The following is a 23,765-nucleotide window of genomic DNA, read 5'->3' on the forward strand; positions in this document are numbered from 1 at the left end:
CCTCGGGATGGGTGCCCTTCTCGCACTGGCCTCCGCCGTCTGCTACGGCGTCGTCGACTTCGCCGGCGGCCTGCTGTCCCGGCGCGTCCACTTCGCCGCCGTCACCTTCCTCGGCCAGGTCGGCGGGCTCGCGCTCGCCTGCGTGGCCGCCCTCCTCGTGACCACCCCCGACGTCCGCCCCGCGGACCTGCTGTGGGGCGCCCTGTCCGGCGTGGGCAGCGGCGTCGCCATGCACTTCCTCAACCGCGGCCTGAGCCGCGGCGCGATGAGCGTGGTGGTGCCGGTGAGCGCCGTCACAGGTGTCGCGCTCTCCGTCCTGTGCGGCGTACTCGTCCTCGGAGACCGCCCAGGCGCCCTCGCGTGGGTGGGGATCGCCGTCACCGTGCCCGCGCTCTGGCTCGTCTCCGGCGGCGGCACCGGCCCGGGCCACGCCGTCACCGACGGTCTGCTCGCCAGCGCGGGCGTCGCCGTCCAGTACCTCGCCCTCGGGCAGGCGGGCCCCGAAAGCGGCCTGTGGCCCGTGGCGGCCGGCCGCGTCGCCGCCGTACTCCTGCTGCTCCCCGGCGCCGCACGGCACGCCGGGCGCCTGCGGCTGCCGCCGCGTCGGTCCGCCGAGGCACTGCTGATCGGCGCCGGTGCCGCGCTCGGCCTGATCCTGTACCTCCTCGCCGCCCAGCGGCAACTGCTGTCGGTCGCCGTGGTCCTCGCCTCCCTCTACCCGGCCCTGCCCGTCGTCCTGGGGCTCGCCCTGCTCCACGAACGGGTCGACCGGCGGCAGGCCGTGGGCCTGATCGGCGCGGCGGCGGCCACGGTGCTGCTGACGCTGGGCTGAGGGCCGGGGCCCCGTGTGTGGCGAAGGTCGCTGCCCCACACCCGGACACGGGCGGCCGTGGCGGCCGAGCGGGGCGCCGCGGCCGCCACGGCGCCGTCCGGGCATCTCGGGGCCGACGGGCCGTGCACCGCGGCGGTGAGGGGTGTGGTGGTGCGAAGGGCGTGGTGGTGCGCGGGGCGCGGCGACAGCGGGGGCCCTCGGCGGGGCACCGGCCGTGGGCGGGCGCCGTTCCGCGGAGCCGCCCGCCCGTGTCCGCCCCCCAGCTCAGCCCCACGTCGCCGAATAGTGCCGTCGATAGGCCTTGCGGTCCTGTTCCGCGCGCATCCACCGGGTGGCCACCAGGGCGATCAGGCTGCCCGCGACGACGAGCATCCCCGGGCCGACGTTGCGGCGGTCGGTGAGACGGGAGAGCAGGGTCGAGCCGTTGACGCCCGTCACGGGCGCCGCGGCCCCGGGTGCCGCGGCACCCGGCGAGGTTCCACCGCCACCGCCACCGCCGCCGTCACCGCCACCGCCACCGGTGGCGGCCGGCGAGGAGGACGCGGCGCCGGGCCCCGCCCCTTCCCGCGTGGAGACGATCAGCTGTACACCGAGCGACTTCATCGCCTCCGGCAGCGGCTGGAAGAACGTCGTACCCCCCTTGTCGCAGTCGCCGCTGCCGCCCGACGTCACACCGAGCGCGATGCCCTCGGAGAACATCGGTCCCCCGCTGTCCCCGGGTTCGGCGCACACGTCGGTCTCGATGAGGCCGGTGACCGTGCCCTCCGGGTAGTTCACCGTCGCGTCGAGCGCGGACACCCGGCCGTCGCGCAGCCCGCTGGTGCTGCCGCTGCGGAACACCCGCTGCCCGACGGCCGGTTCACCGGTACCCGTGATCCGCACCCCCTTGCCACCACCGACCGCCACCACGTCGGCGCCGTCGCCCGCCTTGCCGTTCGCGTACTCCACGAGGGAGAAGTCGTCCCCGGGAAAGCTCCCGGCGACCGTCTTGCCGACCTGCCGGTCGCCCCCGTCGTCGCCGAACCAGACGGACCCCGTCGGCCCGCAGTGGCCGGCGGTGAGGACGAAGTCGCTCTGTCCGTCGGTCACGTTGAAGCCCGCCGAGCAGCGCCCCGCCGTGGACAGGATCGGCTCCGCGCCGTTCAACCGAGTCGTGAACGTGCCCTCGGTGCGCTCCATGCGGACGAAGCCGCCGATGCCCTCCGCGACGCCCGTCAGCCGGGACCAGTCGGACCCGGAGACCGTGCTGTCCCCCCGTACCACCACCTCGTTCGACCGGTAGTCGAGGGCCCACGCCGTACCGGGCACCCGGGGCGCCGAACGCAGCGCCGAGGTCGCCGACTTCAGCTCGGACATGCTGTGCCGTACGAGCTTCGCCTCGGCACCGGCCCGCCGCACCGCCTCGGCCGTGCTCTCGTCGGTGACCGCGACGACCGGCCGCCCGTCGGAGCCGACCCAGTGGCCCGCCGTACGGGAGGCGCCCAACCGTGCCACGAGGCCGGCGCCGGTACCGGACGCGGGCCGCGCCAACGTGTGCGGCGCGGCGGACGTGACTGGGGGCTCGCTCGCCACCGCCCGGGTGACCATCGTTCCCCCGACCAGGAGTCCGCCGACGGCCGCCAGCCGCGCCACTCGCCGGACGATGCGTCGTCGTGCGTGCCTCATGCGTGCGCTCCCGAACCCGAACACACGGCGTCGCCGCCGCGGGGGCCTCCGGACGTCGAGCGCCCTCCTCCCATACGGGGGCGGACCCGCCCGTGTTCATCCGGCCGGCGGTCTCGTCGGTCCCGTGGCGGGTGCGGCGGCCCGCCTGGGCTGGGCCCGACTCCTTCGTCCCCCGACACGGATGGCGCGTCGGCGCTGGGCCGCGGCAACGCGGTGAACCCGGCGACACCGCGTCCGCCCAACTCGCCGGAGGCGGACGGTCCCGGCGGGGAAGTCGGCGAGCCGCACCCGGGGCTGCGGCCCCGGGCGGTGCGGACTGCCCGGCGGCCCGGCGGGCCGGACAGCCGGGCCGTCTCCTCGACCCGGGCGATGCGCTCCGGCGTCAGCATGTCCCGCCGGTCGTGCACCGGGCGGGCCGCCCGCCCGCGCTCCAGGGCGCGGCCGTGGCGCGACGGCCGGCAGCGGTGGATCGGGGACCGGTCTCAACACCGGGCCGCCCGCGGAGCCGCGCCCGGCGGGCGTCCGCGCGGGCCGGGCCGCCAGCGGCAGCCGCGCCCCGTTCCCCCGTTTCCCGGTCGCACCGCGGGCCCCTATCTTGTGCCCCATGACCAGCATCCCGCAGCACCAGCCCGGCGAACCGAACCCCCTGCGCGCACTCACCCTCGACCAACTGCGCCGCCGTACGAGCATGAAGTGGCGCACCTACCCCGCGGACGTGCTGCCGCTGTGGGTGGCCGAGATGGACGTGCCGCTCGCCGAACCCGTCGCGCGGGCCGTCACCGACGCCATGGAACTCGGCGACACCGGCTACCCCGTCGGCACCGCCTACGCCGAGGCCCTGGCCGCCTTCGCCGGCAAGCGGTGGGGCTGGGACGACCTCGCGGTGGAGCGCACCGCGATCGTGCCCGACGTGATGCTGGGCGTCGTCGAGATGCTCAAGCTGGTCACGGGGCCGGGCGATCCGGTGGTCGTGAACCCGCCGGTGTACCCGCCGTTCTACGAGTTCGTGACGCACCTGGACCGGCGAGTCGTCGAGGCGCCGCTCGGCGCGGACCTGCGCATCGACCTCGGGATACTGGAGGAGGCGTTCCGGCGGGCCGTCGCCGACGGCGGGCGGGCCGCCTACCTGCTGTGCAGCCCGCACAACCCGACCGGTACGGTGCACACCGCCGACGAGCTGGCCGCCGTCGCCGCCCTCGCCGAGCGGTACGGCGTCCGGGTCGTCGCCGACGAGATCCACGCGCCGGTCGTGACCGGGAGCGCGCGGTTCGTGCCGTACCTGAGCGTGCCCGGCGCCGAGCGCGGCCTCGCGCTGATGTCGGCGTCCAAGGGTTGGAACCTGGCCGGGCTCAAGGCCGCGCTCGCCCTCGCCGGACCCGGCGCCGCCGCCGACCTGGCGCGGATGCCCGAGGAGGTCGGCCACGGACCCAGCCATGTCGGCGTCCTCGCCCACACCGCCGCCCTGCGCGACGGCGCCGCCTGGCTGGACGCGGTGCTGGCCGGGCTCGACGAGAACCGGCGGCTGCTCACCGACCTGCTGGCCGAGCACCTGCCCGGCGTCGTCCACCGCCCCGGGGAGGCGACCTACCTCGCCTGGCTCGACTGCCGCGCGCTCGGCCTCGGCGACGATCCGGCGGACGTCTTCCTCCACCGCGGCCGGGTGGCCCTCAGCTCCGGCATCCCCTTCGGCGCCGGCGGGGCGGGACACGTGCGGCTCAACCTGGCGGCCTCGCCCGAGGTGATCACGGAGGCGGTGCGCAGGATGACGGCGGCCCTGGCCTGAGCGAGGGGCGCGACATGGTCCGGCACCTATACTTCCGGACCATGGACGACGCCTCACTCGCCCGGCTGGGCGCCGGCAAGTACCTCCTGGTCACCACCTACCGGAAGAACGGCACGCCGGTCGCCACCCCGGTGTGGGTGGTGCGGGACGAGGACACCCTCGGCGTCTGGACGGCCGCCGACTCCTGGAAGGTCAAGCGCGTGCGCAATCGCGCCGACGTCCTGGTCGGCCCCTGCGACGTGCGCGGGAGGCCGACCGGCGACCAGGTCCCGGCGACCGCTGAGATCTGCGACCCGGCCACCACCGGCCGCTACCGCCGGCTGATCGCCCGCAAGTACGGCATCGTCGGCCGGCTCACCCTGTTCGGCAGCCGGCTGCGCCGGGGCCTGGACGGCACCCTGGGGATCCGCATCACGCTCGCGTCCTGAACGCCCGGCGGCCACGACCCACCGCCGGGTACCGGCGGTTGCGCGAGGAGTGAGCCGACGGCCCGGGGGAAAGGGCTTTCTGCATGAGTCGAACTCCCCGCCTGCGCGCGGCCGTCGTCGGTACCGGGCACCGCGCCCAGACCTTCACCCGAGGCCTCGCCGAACGCCCCGGCCACCTCGTCGCCGCCCTGTGCGACCCCAGCCCGACCAGGATGGCCTTCCACAACAGGCTGCTCACGGCGGCCGGTCAACCCACCGCCGCCCAGTGGGAACCCGAGCGTTTCGCCGACCTGCTGACCAAGGAGGACATCGACGAGGTGGTCGTCACCACCGTCGACGTCGAACACGACCGGTACATCGTCCCGGCGCTGCGCGCGGGCTGCCGCGTCGTCACCGAGAAGCCGATGACCGTCGACGCGGACCGCTGCTCCCGCATCCTGGACACCGTCCGAGAGACCGGCAACTCCCTCACCGTCGCCTTCAACTACCGCTTCAACCCGGTCCACGAGAGGGTGCGCGCCCTGCTCGCCGAGGGCGCGGTCGGCGAGGTGCTGTCCGTCCACTTCGAGTGGTTGCTCGACGTACGGCACGGCGCCGACTACTTCCGCCGCTGGCACCGGGAGAAGCGGCACAGCGGCGGGCTGATGGTGCACAAGTCATCGCACCACTTCGACCTCGTCAACTGGTGGCTGGCGGACGAGCCGCGGGAGGTCTTCGGCTACGGACGGCTCGGCTTCTACGGACGAGCGGCCGGCGAACGCCACGGCCTGCGCCGGGAGTACACCCGTGCCCACGGTGCCGGTCCGGCCGCGGACGACCCCTTCGCCCTCGACCTGTCCGCCAACGACACCTTGCGAGCCCTCTACTTGGAGGCGGAGCGGGACGACGGCTATCTGCGCGATCGCAACGTCTTCGACGGGCCGGTCACCATCGAGGACGACATGGCGGTCCTGGTCCGGTACGTGCGCGGCGCGACCATGACGTACCACCTGACCGCCTACTCCCCGTGGGAGGGCTACCGGGTGATGGTCAACGGCAGCGCTGGACGCCTGGAGCTGGAGGTGGAGGAGAGCCGCTGGGCGCGGCCTCTGACGCCGGCGGCCTCGGGCCGGGGAGCGGTGCACGGGGACACGGCCGCCGAGCACGCGGGCGGCGCCCGCCTCACCCTGCGCCCGCTGTGGAAGCCCCCGGTCGGGATACCGCTCGACGTCGACCACGAGGCGCACGGCGGTGGCGACCCGCGCATGCTCGACGCGCTGTTCGGCCCCGTCGGCCGGGGTGGGCCGACCCGCCCGACGGCGGACACGGGCGCCGCCGCACACCCGACCGCCACCGAACGCGACGGCGCGCTCGCCCTGGTCGTGGGGCTCGCCGCCAACCGGAGTTTCGAGACGGGGACGCCGGTGCGCACCGACGCGCTGGTGTCCGGGACGGAGCGTCCCGCGCAGGGCTGACCGGCTCTCAGGTCCAGGCCCGGTACGGCTCGTCGATCAACTGGAAGACGGGCTCGCCGCGTACCGGGTCCTTGGCCGTGGACAGCCGCACCCGGTCCCCGCTGTGGATGCCGATGAGCGGGCCCATGACCCGGCCGCGCAGCACGAAGCCCTCGGCCATCTCGATGAGGGACACGTTGCGCGCGGCGGGGGTGTTGCGGTGCACCACCGTGGCGTGGCGCACCGTCCCCGTGCCCTCGCTGCGCTCGGTCCGCAGGTCGCTGCCGCGACAGACCGGGCACAGCACCCGGTGGTACATGGCGGTGCCGCACCAGGTGCAACGCTGGAAGAAGACGGCCTCGGCGTCCGGGGCCTTGGGGTCGAGCACGCCCGTCGCGGAGCCGACTGCCTGCTGAGCGACGTTTCCTGAGTGGTGGTACACGCTGGTCAACTCCCTGCACTCGGGCCGGAATCCCGCGTGCGCGGTCGCCCGGGCACGCCCATGCGCGGCTCGCCGTGCCACCGTGCACGCTCCACAGCGTATGGCACGGAGTGTCACGCGTAAAGGCACTGCGTACCCTCGATTCCGCGCCGTTGACTTCGCGGCCGTCGGTCGTCAGGCGCGGGCGAACGCGGTCTCGACCTCCCGCACGACCTGCCACAGGGGCGTCCCGCGCCGGGAGACCACGACCACCACGTCCTCGGGCGCCTCGTCGCGGGGCGCGAGGGGAACACCGCCGAACGTGGACTGCGCGTACCCCAGCGCGTGGTCCACCGCGGCGCCCGCGTCGTCCCGCCCGTCCGAACGCAGCCAGGACCGCAGGGCGTTGTTGTGCGCCGCGACCACCGCGGCCGCGATCACGTCGGCCCGCAGGATCCCGTCCGGCCGCCCGTCCAGGCGCCCGCGCAGGTACTCGGCGAGGGCGCGCTCGTAGCGCCAGACCACCGACAGCTCGTACGCGCGCAGTCCGGGGACCTTCTTGGTGAGGTGGTAACGCTGCACCGAGAAGGCCGGGTTCTCGGCGTACATGCGCAGCACGAGCCGGGCCGCGTCGCAGACCCGTATCACCGGGTCGGCGTCCTCGGGGGAGGCGGCCAGGAAGGCCGTCATGTCGGCCAGGCACCGCTCGTGGTCGGGAAAGACCACGTCCTCCTTGGAGGGGAAGTAGCGGAAGAACGACCGCCGTCCGACACCGGCGAGCGCGACGATGTCGTCGACGGTCGTCTGTTCGTAGCCCCGCTCCAGAAACAGCTGGAAGGCCGCCGCGACCAGCGCCTCCCGCATCGGCGGCCGGATACCCGCCGCGTCCGTCCGGTCCCCGCGGCGGGGCGCCGCACTGCTGGAGCTCATGAGGGGGAACGTAGCAGCTCACCGGCGCCCATGACACTCAGTGCAGGGAACAGAGGGAACTCAGTGCCCTCATGGACCCGCTGCCTCGCTGCCTCGCTGCGCCGGTCGCATACGATCACTCCCGGTCAGCCCCGAGGAGTTCCGCATGCCGTCCACCCGCCCCCGCGTCCTGTACGTCACCGACCTGGCCTATGAGGCGCGCGGGCGGCGCTACTGCGACGAGGACATCTTCCTGTCCTCCCGTCTGCGCGAGGACTTCGACCTGGCCCTGTGCCACCCGGGGGAGGCCGCCGTGCTGTTGGACGCCTTCGACGCGGTCGTCGTCCGCAACAGCGGTCCCGTGCTGGGTCACCAGGCCGCCTACGACGCCTTTCGCGAGCGCGCGGCCGAGCGCGGAACCCGCGTCTACAACCAGCTCACCGGCCGGGCGGACATGGTCGGCAAGCAGTACCTCCTCGACCTGACCGACGCGGGGTACCCGGTCATCCCCACCGTCGGACGGCCCGAGGACCTGCACCGGCTGCCCCCGGCGGACGAGTACGTCGTCAAGCCCAGGCTCGGCGCGGACTCGATGGGCCTGCGGTTCGTGCCCGCCGAGCGCCTACGGGAAACGGTGCGCGGCGACGCCGGGGACATCCTCGTCCAGCCGCGCGTCGACTTCGCCCACGAGGTCTCCTTCTACTTCGTCGACCACGACTTCCAGTACGCCCTGTACGCGCCGCACCCCGACCGGCGCTGGCGGCTGGAGCCGTACGACGCCTCACCGGAGGACCTCGACTTCGCGCGGCGGTTCATCGAGTGGAACGGCATCGACCACGGCATCCAGCGCGTCGACGCCTGCCGCGCGCCCGGCGGTGAGCTGCTCCTGGTCGAGCTGGAGGACCTCAACCCCTACCTGTCGCTGGACGCCCTCGACGAGGCGGGCCGGAACTCCTTCGTCACCGCCCTGCGGACGGCCCTGCGGCGCCTCCTCGCGGCATGACCCCGCCCGGGAACGGCGCTTAGCATGGCCGGCATGGACGAGTTTCTCGGTCGGCTCGACCCGGACATGTGCGTGGTGACGGCCGCGGCGGACGGGGAACGGGCGGGTTGCCTGGTCGGCTTCTCCTCGCAGTGCTCCCTCGACCCCGTGCGTTTCGTCGTATGGCTCTCCGAGGTCAACCGGACCTTCCGGGTGGCGCGGTCCGCCGACGTCCTGGCCGTTCATCTGCTCGCCCGCGACCAGCGCGGGACGGCCGAGATCTTCGGCGGGCAGACCGGCGACCGGGTGGACAAGTTCCGGCAGGTCCGCTGGCGTGAGGGGTACGGCGGGGCGGTCGTGCTGGAGGACGCCGAGGCGTGGTTCGTCGGCCGCGTGGTGGAGCGCGCCGCTGGAGGCGATCACGTCGGTTTCGTCCTCGACCCGGTCGAGTGGGGCGGGCGGGAGACGTCCGGCGGACGGCTGCTGCGGCTCGCCGACGCCCTCACCATCCGGCCCGGCCACCCGGTGGACTGACCGGCGCCCACGGCGACCCGGCCGGTTCGTCTGGTTCGTCCGGCACCTGTACGGTCCCGTGCGGGTCGGCCCGGGCCAGCGCGGGTCGGCCCGGGTCAGCGCCCGGCGGCGCCCCGCTCGGCCAGCGCCTCGGTGACCGCTCGCACGCTGCGCGCGATGTGCTGCAACTGCAGGACCTCCGCCGCGTACAGCTTGATGGTGTGCTCGATGACCGACTCGGGCAGGCCGAGCCGGGGCAGGTCCGCCCGGGCGGTCTGCAGGGCGGTGCGGGCCACCCGGATCTCGTGCTGGACCTGGATCTGCGCATGGCGGGCGAGCAGCACGGGGTGGCGGATCAGCGCCGGGTAGCCCGCGTACCGGGCCGGCACCAGCTCGCGCAGCCACTTGGCCGCCGAGCGTTCCCAGTCGTAGCTGCCGGGTGTCTTGACCTGGCACGGCCAGTCCGGGCTGATGCGCGTGGTCGTCAGGGGCATGATCATCGCTTCCGGGGGTGCGGCGTCGACGGGGTGGGGCGACGGTTGGGGCGGCCCCGGTCCAGGGGACGACCGGGACCGCCGCGGGCGCTCGCGCAGGCGATGCCCGACGGAACACCCCCGGGTGCGCCGGAGCGGGTAGGAGCCGGCTGCCAGGGGTGTTCGCGCAGGTGTGGACGCGCTCCGGGGCGGCCCCGTCGCGATCCGTGAGCAGTATTTATATATGCCATCTGCTTTGCAAGGCGTATGAAAACATTCATGCCTGCTTTGACAGGGATGGCCCCCGTCCGCGCCGGCCAATCGCCATGCCCGCCCGGGAAACGGGGCCGGACAGCAGTGCCGGAAACGCGGCCGAAGCAGGGACCGGCTCAGTCCCGGAGGAAGAACTGGTGCTGGTCGGCGACCTGCTCGTACTCCTCCAGCCGGGCCTGAGTGCGCTCGGGATCGGCGTCGGTCATGGCTTGGAGCAGTGCCGCGCACATCACGCCCGGCGCCGCGTAGGAGTCGAAGACCAGCCGAGACCCGGTGCCGGTGGCGAAGGTGACGTCGGCCTCGTCGACGACGGGGCCGAGCGCCAGGTCGGTGATCAGCGCCACCTTCAGTCCGGCACCGCGTGCCACCCGGACGGCGCCCAGGGTCTCGTGGGCGTGCCGGGGCATGGAGAAGGCCAGCACCCAGGTGCCGCCCGCCTCCCGGGACTGGAGCAGGGCGTCGTAGGCGACGGTGCCGCCCCGGGTCACCAGGCGTACGTCGGGGTGGACGCGGCGGGCGGCGTAGGCGAAGTACTCGGCGAGCGAGACGGAGATGCGCAGCCCGAGGACGGTCAGCGGCGCGGAGGCGGCCAGCTTGCGTCCGACGTCGATCACCCGGTCGGCGTCGGCGAAGTCGCGCCGCAGGTTCTCCAGGTTCTCGATCTCGGCGTCGACGGCCGCCTGGAGTTCGTTGCCCCGGTTCTCCTCGGCCGGAGCGCCGCCACGGGTGCCCAGCGCGATCGACTGGAGCTGCTCCCGCAGCGCCGGGTAACCGCTGAAGCCGACCGCCGAGGCGAACCGCGTCACCGAAGGCTGGCTCACGCCCACCCGGTCGGCGAGGTCGGTGATCGACAGGAACGCCGCCTCGGTGAGGTGCTCGATGAGGTACTGCGCGATGCGCCGCTGGCCCGGGGAGAGGCGGGGCCGGTCGAACAGCGTCCTGAGCCGGGACGTGGGGGAGACCTCCGCCTCCGGGGCCGCCCGTCCCGAGGTGATCGCCGATGCCTGCGCGCGTGCCTGCTGCGGCGATGGCACGGATGCGCCTCCTTTGTCTCCCACGGAGGTCAACATAGCTCACCCCCTGTGTCCGGCAGGACGGCGTCACGGGCCGTCCCCGAGCCCGCACAGGCCGGCCTCCGCCCCGCACGGAAGCGGCCTCCGCCCCGCAGGGAAGCGGCCTCCGCACCCACACGGAACCGGCATCCGCACCCGCGGGGGGATAGCACGGCCCGCTCCGGGAACCCGCCGCCACGGAAGCAGGAAGTACCCACAGCACGGACGAGGAGCCGCCGTCATGACCGTCCCGGAAGAGAACCGGCCGAAGACCGACACCACCGACGACGTTCTCGACCAGCGCGACAAGGAGGCGCCCCGCCAGCCGGGTGGCACCGGCCGGACCATGCGCGAGGCCCTGGAGGAGGCGCACGTCCGCCCCGACGACTACGACGAGGAATGACCGTCCGGTAACCGCGCGACGCCCGCGCCACACCCGGGCGGCCGACCCCGAGAACACCCGGCAGGTGAATACCGCATGGGCGCCATCAGCGCGCTGGAGAAAGCCCTGGAAAACGGTTGGGAAGCGCTGTGGGCGCGGGTCTTCGACAGGGACCCTGTCGAACTCCTCGACGCCCTGCGCACGGAATGCGACAGCAGGGCGGTGGTCTCGCCCGCGGGGCGGATCATGGTGCCGAACGCCTACGACGTCGCGCTCGCCGACGTCGTCCACGAGGAACTGACCCGCCGCGACAGCCAGGTGGGCCAGGTGCTCACCGACAGCCTGGCCCGGCACGCCGAACGGCACGGATACGAGTGGGCAGGCCCGCTGGCCGTGCACATCACCAAGTCGGACGACGTGCCCAACGGCCGCTACCGCGTGGCGAGCAGCGTGATGCCGCACGTGAGCGCTGACGGCTTCTCGCACGCGGAGCCCCAGCCGCGCTCCACCGACGGCCGGCTCACGACCGAGTGACGAGGTGACCGACGAGCACGGTGACGCCCCACCCGTGCGGGAACCGAGGCGTCACGCACCAGGCCCTAGCCGTCCGCGCCCGGCATCGCCCCCGCCGGTACCACGAGGTCGGCGCGATCCCGGGTCGCGGCGACCAGGTCGGCGTTGCGCTGGTCGGTGCCGAGCACCCAGGCGACCGCGTCCTCGTGGGACTTGCCGAACCGCTCGTGCCGCGCCACCAGCCGGCGGAGCCGCTCCGCCTCCGCCGGCTCGCAGAACCACACCTCGTCGAGCCGGGAGCGCACCCGCGCCCACGCGCCGGTCTCCAACAGCAGGTAGTTGCCCTCCGTCACGACCAGCCGCGCCGACGCCGGCACCGGCACGGCCCCGGCGATCGGCTGCTCCAGCACGCGCTCGAAGCCGGGCGCGTACACGGTGTCGCCGCCCGCCCCCTCGTCGTCCGGCTCCTCGCGCAGCCGGCGCAGCAGCGCCGCGTACCCGGTCGCGTCGAAGGTGTCGGGGGCGCCCTTGCGGTCCCGGCGGCCGAGGCGGTCCAGTTCGGCGTCGGCGAGGTGGAAGCCGTCCATGGGGACGTGCGCGACCCATGGCTCGCCGGTCCCGTTCAGTTCCCGCACCAGATGCTCGGCGAGCGTCGACTTTCCGGCGCCGGGGCTTCCGGCGATGCCGAGGATCGCGCGCCGCCCGCCCTCCGGCAGGGAGCGGGCCCGGGTGAGAAGGTCGTCGAAAGTCAGCGGCACACCGCAGAGTGTGTCACCTGATCGGACCCGCCCCGGCGGGGAACTGTGTCGGGTATGACGACGCAGCTAGGACTTCCCGAAGACATCCGGGCCTGCCTCTTCGACCTCGACGGGGTCGTCACCAGGACGGCGGTGGTGCACGCCGCCGCCTGGAAGGAGACGTTCGACGCCTTCCTGCGCGAGCGGGACGGCGCGGACTTCCGTCCCTTCACCGACTCCGACTACGACGAGTACGTCGACGGCCGCCCACGCGCCGACGGCGTCCGCTCCTTCCTGGCCTCCCGCGGCGTCGAACTGCCCGACGGGGACCCCGACGACCCGCCGGACGCGCAGACCGTCAACGGCGTCGGCAACCGCAAGAACGAACTGCTCCTGGAGAAGATCCGCACCGACGGCGTAAAGCCGTACGAGGGCACGCTGCGCTACATCGACGCGGTCCGCGCCGCCGGCCTCGCCACCGCGATCGTCTCCTCCAGCGCCAACACCCAGGACGTGCTGCACTCCATCGACGCCGAGCGCCTGTTCGACGTACGGATCGACGGCGTCGTGGCCCGCGAGCGGAAGCTGCCGGGCAAACCGCGCCCCGACACCTTCCTGGCCGCCGCCCGCGACCTCGGCGTCGACCCGTCCCGCGCCGCCGTCTTCGAGGACGCGCTGGCCGGCATGGACGCGGGACGCTCCGGGCACTTCGGCTACGTCGTCGGTGTCGACCGCGTCGGCCAGACCGACGCCCTCTACGCCCACGGCGCCGACCGCGTCGTCAAGGACCTCGCCGAACTGGGAGGCCAGGCGTGATCACCAACCGGACGTACGCCGTCGAGCCCTGGTCCGTGCGCGAGACGGCCCTCAACCTCGACCTCCTCGCCCAGAGCGAGTCCGTGTTCGCCCTGTCCAACGGGCACATCGGCTGGCGCGGCAACCTCGACGAGGGCGAACCGCACGGCCTGCCCGGCAGCTACCTCAACGGCGTGTACGAACTGCACCCGCTGCCGTACGCCGAAGCGGGCTACGGCTACCCCGAGTCCGGCCAGACCGTCATCAACGTCACCAACGGCAAGCTGCTGCGGCTGCTCGTCGACGACGAGCCCTTCGACCTGCGCTACGGGCGGCTCGTCAAGCACGAACGCACCCTGGACCTGCGGCGCGGCGTGCTGGAGCGGACCTGCGAGTGGACCTCCCCGGCCGGTACGACCATCCGGGTGCGCTCCACCCGGCTGGTCTCCCTCACCCAGCGGGCCATCGCCGCCGTGGAGTACGAGGTGGAGCCCGTCGATAGCCGGACCCGGGTGGTCATCCAGTCGGAACTCGTCACCAACGAGAGCCTGCCCTCCCCGGACGGCGACCCCCGGACGGCCAAGGCGCTGCAGTCCCCGCTGGAGCCGGAGGAGGACCTCGCCATGGGCTCCCGGCTGCGCCTGGTCCACCGGACGCGGCGCAGTGGACTCAGGGTCGCCGTGGCCGCCGACCACGTCGTCGACACCTCCGGGGAGATCACCACCAGCAGCGAGAGCAACACGGACGTGGCCCGACTGACCATCACCTCCGTGCTGGAGCCGGGACAGCGGCTGCGGGTGCAGAAGACGGTCGCCCACGGCTGGTCGGGTGCCCGCTCCCGGCCTGCGATGAGCGACCAGGTCGAGGCCGCGCTCGCCGCCGCCGCGCACAGCGGGTGGGACGGCCTGGTGGCGGAACAGCGCGCCTACCTCGACGACTTCTGGGCGCGGGCGGACGTGGAGGTGCACGGTGACGAGGAGATCCAGCAGGCCGTGCGCTTCGCCCTCTTCCACGTCCTGCAGGCCGGAGCCCGTGCCGAACAGCGGGCGATCCCGGCCAAGGGACTGACCGGCTCCGGTTACGACGGACACGCGTTCTGGGACACCGAGATGTTCGTGCTGCCCGTACTGACCTACACCGAGCCCAGGGCCGTCGCCGAGGCGCTGCGCTGGCGCCGGGACACCCTGCCCGCCGCCCGGGACCGGGCCGCCCAGCTGGGGCTGCGCGGCGCCGCGTTCCCGTGGCGGACCATCGACGGCTCGGAGGGCTCCGCGTACTGGCCGGCCGGCACGGCCGCCTTCCACGTGGCCGCCGACATCGCGCATGCCGCGGTGCGGTACACGGCGGCGACCGGCGACGCCGACTTCGAACGCGACATCGCCCTCGAACTCCTGGTGGAGACGGCCCGGCTGTGGCGCTCGCTGGGTCACCACGACCACCACGGCGTCTTCCACATCGACGGCGTCACCGGTCCGGACGAGTACAGCGCCATCGCCTACGACAACACGTACACCAACCTCATGGCACGGTCGAACCTGCTCGCCGCGGCCGACGTGTGCGAACGCCACCCGGACGAGGCGGCCCGCCTCGGCGTCGACGACGAGGAGAGCGCGGCCTGGCGGGACGCCGCCGAGTCCGTGCACATCCCCTACAACGAGGAGCTGGGCGTCCACGAGCAGCACTCGGGCTTCACCCGCCACCAGCGCTGGGACTTCGCCGCCACTGGCGCCGACCAGTACCCGCTGATGCTGCACTTCCCCTACTTCGACCTCTACCGCAAGCAGGTCATCAAGCAGTCCGACCTCGTCCTGGCGATGTACACCTGCGGCAGCTGGTTCGACGCTCACTGCGACGAGGACCAGATCGCCCGCAACTTCGCCTACTACGAGCCGCTGACCGTACGGGACTCCTCCCTGTCCGCCTGCTGCCAGGCCGTCGTCGCCGCGCAGACGGGACATCTGCGGCTGGCCTACGACTACGCCGCCGAGGCCGCCCTGATGGACCTCGCGGACCTGGAGCACAACACCCGCGACGGACTGCACATCGCCTCGCTCGCCGGTACGTGGATGGCGCTGGTCGCCGGCTTCGGCGGCACCCGCCGGGAGGGCGACAGCCTCCGGTTCAGGCCGCGCCTGCCCGAGAAGTTCAGCCGCCTCGCCTTCCGGCTCCAGTTCCGAGGCCGGTGCCTGCGTGTGGAGATCGGCGCCGACAAGGCCACGTACACCCTGCTGGAGGGCGTCCCCCTGACCATCCATCACCACGGGAGCGCGCTGACCGTGAACGGGGACGGCCCCGTCACCCGCGCCATCCCGGCCCCCAAGCGACGCTCCACCCCCGAGCAGCCCCCGCACCGCCGCCCCAACGCCCACTGACCGGTCGGACGCGCAGTGAGGAGAGGGAAAGGGAACGAGACAGCGCGACTGGCCGACTTCCGCCCTGCGTATCCTTGGCCTGCGGGTTAGGTTGATCTTGTTTTCCGGGTTTCCGGGCTCCCGCCACTGGCGGCAGGAGGTGAGGAACGAGCGGCCCCGCGACAAGCGGGGGTGAGGGGTGCACGATGGCCGATGGCGCGAACGCCATGCTCGCCGGCAGACGGCGGGACGAGGCGACGACGGCGTCCGACACCCCCCGGCTCCTGCGCGGTGACGCTCTGATCGCGGCGGTGGCCGCCGTCTTCACCCTGTTGCAACTGGTCTTCGTCCACCCCTGGATGGGCCTCGGCTGGGACGAGACGGTGTACGTCAGCCAGGTCACCTCCCACCACCCCGCCGCCTTCTTCAGCGCACCGCGCTCCCGCGGCGTCTCCCTGCTGGTCGCGCCCGTCGCGTCCTGGTCGTCGTCCACCGAACTGCTGCGCGTCTACCTCGCCGTGCTGTCCGGCCTCGGCCTGTACCTCGCCCTGCGGGCCTGGAAGGGCCTCTTCCCGGCCCGGGTCCTGGCCACGGCCGGCGCGTTCTTCGCCACCCTGTGGGTGACCCTCTTCTACGGTCCGCAGGCCATGCCCAACTACTGGGTCGCGATCGGTGCCCTGATCTGCGTCGGCTGCTTCCTGCGGGCCTGGCAGGGGCTGTCCGGGCGGGCCGCGCTGTGGGGAGTGGTGGCCGGAGCCGCGCTGATGGCGTGGATGCGCCCCACGGACGCGGTCTGGGTGACCCTGCCCCTGCTGGTCCTCGTCCTCGTACGCCGCCACTGGCTGCTGCTGCTCGCCCTCGCGGGCGGCCTCGCCGCCGGGGGAGTGGAGTGGGTGATCGAGGCGTACGGCTGGTACGGCGGCCTCGGGGAGCGGCTGTCGCGGGCCTCCGAGATCCAGGGCGGCCTCGGCTGGAACATCGCCGTCGACGACCAGATGCGCAGCCTCGGCGGGCGGGGCCTGTGCCGCCCGTGCACCGGATCGATGCCGCACCCGGTGGTCACCCTGTGGTGGATCGTCCTCCCGGCCGTCGCCGTGCTCGGGGTCGTCGTCGCCGTCCGGGCCCGGCGTGCCGCCCGCACGGTGATCCCGTTCGCCTGCGCGGTGACGGCCGCGCTGCCGTACCTGTTCATGATCGGCTACGCGGCGCCCCGCTTCCTGCAGCCCGCCTACGCCCTGCTGGCCGTCCCGGTCGCCGTGGCGCTGTGGCACCTGGTCAGGACGGGACGCGGCCGATGGCGTCCGGTGGCGGCGTCTCTCGTCGCGCTCGCGCTGGCCGGCCACCTGGCGGTGCAGTTCGCCGTCCTCGTGGGCACCGTGGACCGCAACGTCGAAAGCCGCGAGGACTGGGCCCGCGTCGCCGACGAGCTGCACCGGCTGGGTGTCCGCCCGCCGTGTCTGATCACCGGGCACGAGTCCATCCCGATCGGCTACTACACGGGCTGTTCCTCCGGCGCCACCAGCGGCAACAACGAGAACACCACGGCCGCCGAGATCGTGGACACCGCCCGCCGCATCCCGGTCGCCGACGTCACAGGACCGGGCGGCACCCCGCCCGGCTACGCCCGCGACTGGAGCCCGCACCGCATCACCGACCTGAGCATCCGCGTCGCACCCCGGGGGTGAAGATCCCGGGCCGGGAACGGGTTAGAGATCGCGTATCGGGAAACGCGAACCGCACATCCAGACCACCGAGCCGACGCAGCGCGAGAGGGAGGCAGCGATGGGCACGGACCCGATGGCCGACGACGTCTACCAGCCCACCGGAACCAACGAGGAGCAGGAGGACGCCGCGCCCCTCGACCTCCAGGACGCCGTCGACGAGCGGACCTACGACGACACGCTCGACGAGGGCTACTCCCCGCCGGAGAAGCCCCTCGGCGTGACCAAGCACGGCACCACGGCCGCCGAGCAGCACGACGGCGAGACCTTGGACGAGCGGCTGTCCCAGGAGATGCCCGACGTGTCCGCGCCGGACGGCGACGGCGTGGGCGACAGGCCCGGAGGTGACGGGGAACCGGTCGACCCCGAGGCGGGCACCGCACGCTCCGGCCGTCTGGTCGCCCCCGACGAGGGCGTACGCACCGACACGACGAAGGAGACCGTCGCCGAGGACGTCGGCATCGACGGCGGAGCGGCGGGCGCCGAGGAGGCCGCCATGCACGTCGTGGAGGACGAGACGGCGCTGCCGGACAGGGAGGACGACCGGTAGGGCAGGCGCCGGCCGCGGACCAGGGCCCCTGCCGCGGACCAGGGCCCCTGCCGCGGACCAGGGGCCGCCGGTCGCGCCTGCCGACCCGCCCGAGCGCGCTCACGCGTCACATGGCCCGGACCGGTGCCGCCCGCACCGGTCCGGGCCATGTGACGCCCGGTGGCCGCCCGGTCAGGGCAGAAGCTTGTCGAGGGCGGCGGGGCCCTCCTCGTCCAGCTTGCGCCTGGCCCATTCGAGGTTCTTCGGGGTGACGTCCCGGCCGGCCGCGAGGACGAGGTCCTCCGGAGACACCTCGGTGCCGGTACGGGTGTGGAGCAGGTCGTCCGGGGTGGCGCGGTCGTCCCCCGCGCGTGCTTCGGACGGCCGGGAGGCGTCGGGCTGTGACGTCGACATGATCAGTGCTCCTCGGATCCGGATCGCTGCTTCGGTGCCGTGCTGTTGTCGGTCCCGAATATCCCGATAACACCATTCAATGCGGAAGCGGCCCCCGCATCCGGAGACCGACGCGATTCAGACCGGCGCAGGGGGCGAAGGAGTGAGGACCAGCATCGTGACGTCGTCGTCCACGTCCGGGCAGAAGCGCACCAGATCGGCCCAGACGCGGTCGGGGAGCGCGGCGGGGTCCTCGTCGGCGAAGGCGGTCAGCCGGTCGGCCAGCGGGTAGTACGCGCCGCCAGCGTCCCGGGCCTCGACCACTCCGTCCGAGGCGAGGAAGAGCCGGTCACCGGGGCGCAGGGACACCGTGTGGGCCCCGATCGCGCCGGCGTCCGCCAGCCCGAGCCCGAGTGGTGTCCACGGCGACACCTCCAGCTCCGTGGCCCGCGCGCCCCGCAGCAGGAGCGGCGGCGGGTTGCCGCAGACGACGACGCGGACCTCCAGGGCGTCGGCGGAGAACTCCAGCAGCGCGGCCGTCGCGAACAGCTCGGCGTGCCGTGCGCCCGCCGAGTCCACCAGCAGCCTGCGGTCGAGCCGTCCGGCCACCGACGGGAGGTCCGGCTGGTCGAGCACCGCCTCGCGGAACGCCCCCAGCAGCGAGGCGACCGTCGACACCGCCGACAGCCCGTGCCCCTGCACGTCCCCCGTCACGACCCGTACGCCGTAGGGACCGTCCCGTACGTCGAAGAAGTCGCCCCCGACGAGCGTCCCGCGCTGCGCCGCCCGGTACAGCCCGGCACAGCGCACCGCCCCGACCCGCTCGGGCAGCGGGGGCACGACGGCATGCTGCGCGGCCTCGGCGACCGTGCGCTCCAGACCCAGCTGGGCGTCGCGGCGACTGCGTACGAAGGACACGAAGACGCTGAGCCCGGCGACGAAGACGACGGTCAGCAGGTCGGTGTCACCCGGCCGGTCGAGCTGGAAGGCCGGGATGTTCAGCAGCGCGACCACCACGCCGCCCAGCAGAGCGGTGGCCAGCGGGCTGTAGGAGAGCACGGCCAGCGGCGGGATGGCACCGAGCAGGAAGCCGATGTCGAGGGGATCGTGGCTGATGAGCGTCGCCGCGCAGATCGCCACGACGAGGACCGGCGGCAGCACCCGCACCCAACGGGGTGGCGGAGCACCGCTCAGCCAGCTCCGCCGGTCCTCGCCCCGGCGCGGTGGCGGGGCCGACACCTTTCGCACACCACCACGCTCCTACGCCGCCCGGCCTACCGCACGCCGGGCCCCGCCCCCGCCCGGAACGCGGTGAGCGTCAGCCGGAACCCGGTGGGCGCCGTGTCCTGGATGCAGGAGGCGAAGTCGGCCTCGGGACCGGTCGTGCCGTCGTCGGGCGCGGCGAGGGCGCCGTCGCGGAACAGCACGTCCCGGGTGGACGGCTTGCCGAAGGACACCTGGGCCGGCCCGGGCCCGCTCAATCCACGCCGGAAACCGGTGGCCGCCCTCGCACGGCACCCGGTACTGTCTGAGCCACGCCCTGAGACCGACGGAAGGAGGGTGCCGTGCAGTTCACATCACCTCCGCGCTCCCTCCCCGTAGTCCCGGCGTACCTAGACTGACACCGGGAGCGCACCACGCATGACGCATCCCGGAGGAATCCGTGACCGATCTGGTCATCCGCGCGCTCGACGCGAGCGACGCCCATCTCTTCGACACGCTGCCCGACCCACTGGGCGCCCGTGAGGGCCACCGGCTCACCCAGCACCGCCCCGACTGGAAGCGGGTCGTCCTGCGCGACGGCGTCGTCGTCGCCCGCGGTGCCTGGTGGGGCGGTCCCGACGACACCGAACCCGTCACCCTCAACTGGTTCGACGTGGCCGAGGGCGAGGAGGAGGCGGGAGCCGAACTCCTGAGCACCGCCCCCTGGCAGGTCGAACTGGAACTCAACCCGCCCGGCACCTGGCGCGAGGACCCCGCCCTGCGCGCCGCCACCGAGGCACGCTTCGCCGCCGCACGGACGGCCGGGTACGACCTCCTGGTCGAACGCTTCCTGTACCGGTGGACGCCGGAGTGCGGGCTCCCCGAGCGGCCCGGCCGTCTGGACTTCCGCCCCGAACCGGACGACACGGTGTTCTTCGACGCGCTGCGCCGCATCCACTCCGCCACCCTGGACGCCCACGCGATCATGGACATCGAAAAGGGCGGGCTCGACCAGGCCGCGCAGTCGGAACTCGACTTCTTCCACTGGTGCCCCTCGCCGCGGGAGTGGTGGCAGTTGGCGTACACCCCGCAGGGCGAACTCGCGGGCATCCACATCCCCGCGCACAACCCGTCCGGCCCGTGCGTCGGCTTCATCGGCGTGCTGCCGGACCACCGCGGACACGGGTACGCCTACGACCTGCTGGCCGAGTGCACCCACTTCCTGGTGGAGCGGGGCGCGGAGTTCGTCTCCGCCGCGACCGACCGGGGGAACCATCCCATGGCCGCCAACTTCGCCAAGGCCGGCTACCCGATCGTGCGGGAACGGATCAACTTCCGTCCGGTAGCGGCCGGCCGGTAGTCGCCAGGCACCGGGCCGGGAGTTCTCCGGCCCGGTGCCGGTGCCTGCGTCGGCGTTCGCTTCGGTGCGGTGTCAGTGCCGGGTGGCATGCTGTCCGGCACGGTGGTCAACGGCGTGCGCGGAGGCGATGTGGGTTTCGAGGGCGAGGTCTGGCACGTGCGCGGGGCGCCGGACACGGGGGAGGGGGGAACCGGCGCGGAGGTCGGGGAGATCCTGATCGACGACGCCGACTTCCCCTGGCTGTCGGGCCGGTTCCGCGCCGGCCCGGCGTTCGCCACCGTCCAGGACCTGTTCGCCCGCGAACTCGCCCTCGCGGAGCGGGACGACGAGGGGCACTGGGCCCAGTGGGAGGCGGTCTACGCCGAGATCGAACGACGTGTGCGGCTGGTCTCTCCCGACGGTCCGGTCGCCGAGTTCCTGCTGCACATCCGGGGAGAGAGAGCCTGGTTCCGGTGGAGCGAAGAGCCGTTCGAGCAGGAGGGGCCGACGGCTGAAGGTGGCTGACGGCGGTTGACGGCGGTTGACGGCGGTCACCACCGGTCGCTCAGCAGCGCCTCGGCCTCGGCGAGGATCTCGGTGACCCGCAGGCCGAACGCGGCGTCGCACGCGTGCGGGTGCCCGCCCCCGGCAGAGGAAAGGAGCGCGTCCGCGGCTCGCAGCAGAGCCGGCACCGGACCCTCCGCGCTCTCCGGAAGCAGCGTCACACCGGCCCGGCCACGCAACTCCACGGTCGCGCCCGCCGCGGCCGGCGGCGCCGTCAGGCTGAGCGTGAGCGTGCTCGACGCGCCGCCGGTGTGGTCGAGGACCAGATGGACGGTGTCCCCGGAGCCCGGTGCCGCCGCCGTCACGCGCCGGGCGTCACCGAGGACCGGCAGCAGCACCGACAGGGCGTGCGGTCCCACGTCCCACAGGGCGCCCTTCTCCCGTCGCCACGGCGAGTCCGCGAACGGGCTGTCGCCGCTGAAGACCGCGCCGAGCCACTGCGCCCGCGCCGTGAACCAGTCGCCCCCGGCGGCCTGTTCGGTAATCCATGCCTCGGTCCCGGGCTGGAACCGGGCGGTGAAGAAGACGACGGAGGCGACGCCCGCCGCACGCACCGCCTCGACCACCGCCCGCCCCTGCGGCACCGTCGCCGCGAGCGGCTTGTCGAGCAGCAGATGGCACCCGGCCCGCGCCGCGCGCACCGCCAGCTCGGCCTGCACGGCCGGTGGCAGCGCGACGGCGACCGCCTCCACGTCCGCCAGCAGGGCGTCGGCGTCGTCGTAGGCGCGTGTGCCGTGCCGGTCCGCCAGCTCCTTGGCGGCCTCCGGGCGGCGCCCCCACACGCCCACGAAGTCCAGGCCGTCGTGCCGGCGCAGGGCGGGGGCGTGCGCCATGTCCGCCCAGGGACCGGTGCCGAGCAGTCCGATACGCATGCCGTCGCCTCTCCGCAGTGCCGAACCCGAGCCCGGGCCCGCCGACGTTCCTCCCTGACGGCCGGCGCGCGACAGCCCGGCCGACGCCGAGCGTGCCACAGCGACCCGGTGCCCGGGCAAGACCGCGGGCTTCGGGACGGCGGCCTCGTCGCCGACTCGTCTGTCGCGCCGCCGCTGCCTCATGGCCCCGCCGCCACTCTCCTACCCTGCTTCCTTCCCCTGCTCTCGTCCCCTGCCCAGGCCCGTCGTCCCCCGGGCCCCGCGGCCCACCCGGCGCACGGGGCCGGTGATTTTACCGATCCCCCGGACCGCACCGCCCGCCGACAGTGGCACCGCCAGCACATCGGCGACGCCCGTCCGGCGGATGTCCCGGGACGCGCCCCCACGTGTTCCGGGCCGTGTGCGATCACCGGCCGGGCCCGTCGCCACGACAGAGAGGACGACCCTCGTGCAGCAGAACCCCCACACCCACGCCGCTCCCCGGGCCGCGCGCCCGGCGTTCCGCGGAACGCGGCGGCGGCTCGCCGGCGTCACGGCGGCCGTGGCCGCCGTCGTCGCGCTCAGCACCCTCACCGGCCCCGGCGCCCACGCCGCCGCCGACAACCCCTACGAGCGCGGACCGGCGCCCACCGAGTCCAGCATCGAGGCACTGCGCGGCCCGTACTCCGTGGCGGACACCAGCGTCTCCTCGCTCGCGGTCACCGGCTTCGGCGGCGGCACGATCTACTACCCGACCAGCACCAGCGACGGCACGTTCGGCGCCGTCGTGATCTCGCCCGGCTTCACCGCGTACGAGTCCTCCATCGCCTGGCTCGGTCCGCGGCTGGCCTCGCAGGGCTTCGTCGTGTTCACCATCGACACCAACACCACGTGGGACCAGCCCGCCTCCCGCGGCCGGCAGCTGCTGGCGGCCCTGGACTACCTCACCGAGCGCAGCTCCGTCCGCGGGCGGGTCGACAGCAGCCGACTCGGTGTCATGGGCCACTCGATGGGCGGCGGCGGCTCTCTGGAGGCGGCCAAGTCCCGGCCGTCGCTCCAGGCCGCGATCCCCCTCACCCCCTGGAACACGGACAAGACCTGGCCCGAGGTCAGCACCCCGACGCTGATCGTGGGGGCCGACGGCGACACCGTCGCCCCGGTCTCCTCGCACTCCGAGCCGTTCTACTCCAGCCTGCCGTCCCGAACGGACCGCGCCTACCTGGAGCTGAACAACGCGAGCCACTTCACGCCGAACAGTTCGGACACCACGATCGCGAAGTACAGCATTTCCTGGCTCAAGCGGTTCATCGACAACGACACCCGCTACGAGCAGTTCCTGTGCCCGCTGCCCCGGCCGAGCCTGACCATCGAGGAGTACCGGGGCAACTGCCCGCACGGCTCCTGACCCTGCTCACAGCACCATCCGGCGGCGGTCGCGAGCACGTCGCGGCCGCCGTCGGCGGTGTCACCTGCGGTTGTGCCGCCGCACGGCCCCGGACCGGGACCGCTGGGCAGCGGCACAGTGCGTACCCCGGCCCCACGGCGCACAACCGCAGGTGACACGGCCGACGCCCCGGCGGGCCGCGGCGGACCGATGGCTTCCGCGTCAGGTTACGCGCGCGT

The 23,765-nt window shown here is 73.7% G+C and carries 24 protein-coding genes and 1 pseudogene; 15 read left to right on the forward strand and 10 right to left on the reverse strand.

The window, feature by feature from the left end:
* Nucleotides 1-7 precede the first annotated feature (7 nt).
* Nucleotides 8-832 (forward strand): EamA family transporter, encoded by an 825-nt coding sequence (locus ACFW48_RS34825; protein WP_386322085.1) that lies wholly within the window; start codon nt 8-10, stop codon nt 830-832.
* 264 nt (nt 833-1,096) lie between these two features.
* Here the strand turns inward: ACFW48_RS34825 and ACFW48_RS34830 are convergent, their stop codons facing one another.
* Complete coding sequence (locus ACFW48_RS34830) at nt 1,097-2,497, reverse strand: S1 family peptidase (RefSeq protein WP_386322087.1); 1,401 nt, start codon at nt 2,495-2,497, stop codon at nt 1,097-1,099.
* 604 nt (nt 2,498-3,101) lie between these two features.
* On the opposite strand from ACFW48_RS34830, the gene ACFW48_RS34835 reads away from it, so the two are divergent.
* From ACFW48_RS34835 to ACFW48_RS34845, 3 genes are all read left to right on the forward strand, one after another.
* A complete protein-coding gene (locus ACFW48_RS34835; RefSeq protein ID WP_386322089.1) occupies nt 3,102-4,280 on the forward strand; it encodes a MalY/PatB family protein in 1,179 nt (392 codons plus the stop codon).
* Between the two features lie 41 nt (nt 4,281-4,321).
* Nucleotides 4,322-4,708, forward strand: coding sequence for a PPOX class F420-dependent oxidoreductase (locus ACFW48_RS34840; protein WP_386322091.1), 387 nt, complete (start codon nt 4,322-4,324; stop codon nt 4,706-4,708).
* Between the two features lie 83 nt (nt 4,709-4,791).
* Nucleotides 4,792-6,162 carry a Gfo/Idh/MocA family oxidoreductase gene (locus tag ACFW48_RS34845; RefSeq protein WP_386322093.1) on the forward strand — a complete coding sequence of 457 codons (1,371 nt, stop codon included), beginning with the start codon at nt 4,792-4,794 and terminating at the stop codon, nt 6,160-6,162.
* A 7-nt stretch (nt 6,163-6,169) separates the two neighbouring features.
* On the opposite strand, the gene ACFW48_RS34850 is transcribed toward ACFW48_RS34845, so the two are convergent.
* Complete coding sequence (locus ACFW48_RS34850; RefSeq protein ID WP_386322095.1) at nt 6,170-6,583, reverse strand: Zn-ribbon domain-containing OB-fold protein; 414 nt, start codon at nt 6,581-6,583, stop codon at nt 6,170-6,172.
* A gap of 174 nt (nt 6,584-6,757) precedes the next feature.
* Nucleotides 6,758-7,492: a TetR family transcriptional regulator gene (locus ACFW48_RS34855; RefSeq protein WP_386322097.1), complete on the reverse strand. Its 735-nt coding sequence runs from the start codon at nt 7,490-7,492 to the stop codon at nt 6,758-6,760.
* A 145-nt stretch (nt 7,493-7,637) separates the two neighbouring features.
* Between ACFW48_RS34855 and ACFW48_RS34860 the strand changes: the two genes are divergently transcribed.
* On the forward strand, nt 7,638-8,474 hold the full coding sequence (locus ACFW48_RS34860; protein ID WP_386322099.1) for a hypothetical protein: 837 nt from the start codon (nt 7,638-7,640) through the stop codon (nt 8,472-8,474).
* 24 nt (nt 8,475-8,498) lie between these two features.
* Nucleotides 8,499-8,987 carry a flavin reductase family protein gene (locus tag ACFW48_RS34865; protein ID WP_386322101.1) on the forward strand — a complete coding sequence of 163 codons (489 nt, stop codon included), beginning with the start codon at nt 8,499-8,501 and terminating at the stop codon, nt 8,985-8,987.
* A 95-nt stretch (nt 8,988-9,082) separates the two neighbouring features.
* On the opposite strand, the gene ACFW48_RS34870 is transcribed toward ACFW48_RS34865, so the two are convergent.
* Together ACFW48_RS34870 and ACFW48_RS34875 are read right to left on the reverse strand one after the other, a co-directional pair.
* Nucleotides 9,083-9,466 carry a hypothetical protein gene (locus ACFW48_RS34870; protein WP_386322103.1) on the reverse strand — a complete coding sequence of 128 codons (384 nt, stop codon included), beginning with the start codon at nt 9,464-9,466 and terminating at the stop codon, nt 9,083-9,085.
* Nucleotides 9,467-9,828: 362 nt separating this feature from the next.
* Complete coding sequence (locus ACFW48_RS34875; RefSeq protein ID WP_386322105.1) at nt 9,829-10,746, reverse strand: MurR/RpiR family transcriptional regulator; 918 nt, start codon at nt 10,744-10,746, stop codon at nt 9,829-9,831.
* A 259-nt stretch (nt 10,747-11,005) separates the two neighbouring features.
* Between ACFW48_RS34875 and ACFW48_RS34880 the strand changes: the two genes are divergently transcribed.
* Together ACFW48_RS34880 and ACFW48_RS34885 are read left to right on the forward strand one after the other, a co-directional pair.
* Complete coding sequence (locus ACFW48_RS34880) at nt 11,006-11,167, forward strand: hypothetical protein (protein WP_386322107.1); 162 nt, start codon at nt 11,006-11,008, stop codon at nt 11,165-11,167.
* A gap of 75 nt (nt 11,168-11,242) precedes the next feature.
* Nucleotides 11,243-11,680: a DUF3662 domain-containing protein gene (locus ACFW48_RS34885; protein ID WP_386322109.1), complete on the forward strand. Its 438-nt coding sequence runs from the start codon at nt 11,243-11,245 to the stop codon at nt 11,678-11,680.
* Between the two features lie 65 nt (nt 11,681-11,745).
* Here ACFW48_RS34885 and ACFW48_RS34890 read toward each other — a convergent pair whose 3' ends face one another.
* Complete coding sequence (locus tag ACFW48_RS34890; protein WP_386322110.1) at nt 11,746-12,417, reverse strand: nucleoside/nucleotide kinase family protein; 672 nt, start codon at nt 12,415-12,417, stop codon at nt 11,746-11,748.
* Nucleotides 12,418-12,471: 54 nt separating this feature from the next.
* Between ACFW48_RS34890 and ACFW48_RS34895 the strand changes: the two genes are divergently transcribed.
* From ACFW48_RS34895 to ACFW48_RS34910, 4 genes are all read left to right on the forward strand, one after another.
* Nucleotides 12,472-13,212, forward strand: coding sequence for a beta-phosphoglucomutase family hydrolase (locus ACFW48_RS34895; protein ID WP_386322112.1), 741 nt, complete (start codon nt 12,472-12,474; stop codon nt 13,210-13,212).
* The gene (locus ACFW48_RS34900) at nt 13,209-15,563 is read left to right on the forward strand and encodes a glycoside hydrolase family 65 protein (protein ID WP_386322114.1); all 2,355 of its coding nucleotides are present in this window, start codon (nt 13,209-13,211) and stop codon (nt 15,561-15,563) included. The genes ACFW48_RS34895 and ACFW48_RS34900 overlap by 4 nt, the downstream gene beginning before the upstream one ends.
* Before the next feature lie 185 nt (nt 15,564-15,748).
* Nucleotides 15,749-17,227 carry a hypothetical protein gene (locus tag ACFW48_RS34905; RefSeq protein ID WP_386322116.1) on the forward strand — a complete coding sequence of 493 codons (1,479 nt, stop codon included), beginning with the start codon at nt 15,749-15,751 and terminating at the stop codon, nt 17,225-17,227.
* A gap of 97 nt (nt 17,228-17,324) precedes the next feature.
* On the forward strand, nt 17,325-17,813 hold the full coding sequence (locus ACFW48_RS34910) for a DUF5709 domain-containing protein (RefSeq protein WP_386322118.1): 489 nt from the start codon (nt 17,325-17,327) through the stop codon (nt 17,811-17,813).
* Nucleotides 17,814-17,984: 171 nt separating this feature from the next.
* On the opposite strand, the gene ACFW48_RS34915 is transcribed toward ACFW48_RS34910, so the two are convergent.
* The 3 genes and pseudogenes from ACFW48_RS34915 to ACFW48_RS34925 form a co-directional block, all read right to left on the reverse strand.
* Nucleotides 17,985-18,206: a hypothetical protein gene (locus ACFW48_RS34915; protein ID WP_310869589.1), complete on the reverse strand. Its 222-nt coding sequence runs from the start codon at nt 18,204-18,206 to the stop codon at nt 17,985-17,987.
* Between the two features lie 117 nt (nt 18,207-18,323).
* A complete protein-coding gene (locus tag ACFW48_RS34920) occupies nt 18,324-19,433 on the reverse strand; it encodes a PP2C family protein-serine/threonine phosphatase (RefSeq protein ID WP_386322120.1) in 1,110 nt (369 codons plus the stop codon).
* A 26-nt stretch (nt 19,434-19,459) separates the two neighbouring features.
* Nucleotides 19,460-19,666 (reverse strand): annotated as a pseudogene (locus ACFW48_RS34925) (hypothetical protein); the annotation flags it as partial.
* Between the two features lie 182 nt (nt 19,667-19,848).
* On the opposite strand from ACFW48_RS34925, the gene ACFW48_RS34930 reads away from it, so the two are divergent.
* Both ACFW48_RS34930 and ACFW48_RS34935 read left to right on the forward strand, forming a co-directional pair.
* Nucleotides 19,849-20,748 (forward strand): GNAT family N-acetyltransferase, encoded by a 900-nt coding sequence (locus ACFW48_RS34930; RefSeq protein WP_386322122.1) that lies wholly within the window; start codon nt 19,849-19,851, stop codon nt 20,746-20,748.
* Nucleotides 20,749-20,877: 129 nt separating this feature from the next.
* Entirely contained in the window at nt 20,878-21,252 is a 375-nt protein-coding gene (locus ACFW48_RS34935; protein WP_386322183.1) for a hypothetical protein, read from the forward strand.
* A 26-nt stretch (nt 21,253-21,278) separates the two neighbouring features.
* Here the strand turns inward: ACFW48_RS34935 and ACFW48_RS34940 are convergent, their stop codons facing one another.
* The gene (locus ACFW48_RS34940) at nt 21,279-22,163 is read right to left on the reverse strand and encodes a Gfo/Idh/MocA family protein (protein WP_386322124.1); all 885 of its coding nucleotides are present in this window, start codon (nt 22,161-22,163) and stop codon (nt 21,279-21,281) included.
* A gap of 448 nt (nt 22,164-22,611) precedes the next feature.
* On the opposite strand from ACFW48_RS34940, the gene ACFW48_RS34945 reads away from it, so the two are divergent.
* Entirely contained in the window at nt 22,612-23,547 is a 936-nt protein-coding gene (locus ACFW48_RS34945) for an alpha/beta hydrolase family protein (protein WP_386322126.1), read from the forward strand.
* Nucleotides 23,548-23,765: the final 218 nt, after the last annotated feature.

Source organism: Streptomyces sp. NPDC058812, assembly GCF_042744565.1.
Classification (GTDB): Bacteria; Actinomycetota; Actinomycetes; order Streptomycetales; family Streptomycetaceae; genus Streptomyces; species Streptomyces thinghirensis.

Excerpts from the sequence above, each read along its gene's own strand:
- ACFW48_RS34915 (WP_310869589.1), bottom strand. The coding sequence starts at position 18,206 with ATGTCGACGTCACAGCCCGACGCCTCCCGGCCGTCCGAAGCACGCGCG.
- ACFW48_RS34825 (WP_386322085.1), top strand. The coding sequence starts at position 8 with ATGGGTGCCCTTCTCGCACTGGCCTCCGCCGTCTGCTACGGCGTCGTC.
- ACFW48_RS34865 (WP_386322101.1), top strand. The coding sequence starts at position 8,499 with ATGGCCGGCATGGACGAGTTTCTCGGTCGGCTCGACCCGGACATGTGC.
- ACFW48_RS34845 (WP_386322093.1), top strand. The coding sequence starts at position 4,792 with ATGAGTCGAACTCCCCGCCTGCGCGCGGCCGTCGTCGGTACCGGGCAC.
- ACFW48_RS34860 (WP_386322099.1), top strand. The coding sequence starts at position 7,638 with ATGCCGTCCACCCGCCCCCGCGTCCTGTACGTCACCGACCTGGCCTAT.
- ACFW48_RS34940 (WP_386322124.1), bottom strand. The coding sequence starts at position 22,163 with ATGCGTATCGGACTGCTCGGCACCGGTCCCTGGGCGGACATGGCGCAC.
- ACFW48_RS34905 (WP_386322116.1), top strand. The coding sequence starts at position 15,749 with ATGGCCGATGGCGCGAACGCCATGCTCGCCGGCAGACGGCGGGACGAG.
- ACFW48_RS34910 (WP_386322118.1), top strand. The coding sequence starts at position 17,325 with ATGGGCACGGACCCGATGGCCGACGACGTCTACCAGCCCACCGGAACC.
- ACFW48_RS34835 (WP_386322089.1), top strand. The coding sequence starts at position 3,102 with ATGACCAGCATCCCGCAGCACCAGCCCGGCGAACCGAACCCCCTGCGC.
- ACFW48_RS34885 (WP_386322109.1), top strand. The coding sequence starts at position 11,243 with ATGGGCGCCATCAGCGCGCTGGAGAAAGCCCTGGAAAACGGTTGGGAA.
- ACFW48_RS34840 (WP_386322091.1), top strand. The coding sequence starts at position 4,322 with ATGGACGACGCCTCACTCGCCCGGCTGGGCGCCGGCAAGTACCTCCTG.
- ACFW48_RS34855 (WP_386322097.1), bottom strand. The coding sequence starts at position 7,492 with ATGAGCTCCAGCAGTGCGGCGCCCCGCCGCGGGGACCGGACGGACGCG.
- ACFW48_RS34830 (WP_386322087.1), bottom strand. The coding sequence starts at position 2,497 with ATGAGGCACGCACGACGACGCATCGTCCGGCGAGTGGCGCGGCTGGCG.
- ACFW48_RS34870 (WP_386322103.1), bottom strand. The coding sequence starts at position 9,466 with ATGATCATGCCCCTGACGACCACGCGCATCAGCCCGGACTGGCCGTGC.
- ACFW48_RS34880 (WP_386322107.1), top strand. The coding sequence starts at position 11,006 with ATGACCGTCCCGGAAGAGAACCGGCCGAAGACCGACACCACCGACGAC.
- ACFW48_RS34895 (WP_386322112.1), top strand. The coding sequence starts at position 12,472 with ATGACGACGCAGCTAGGACTTCCCGAAGACATCCGGGCCTGCCTCTTC.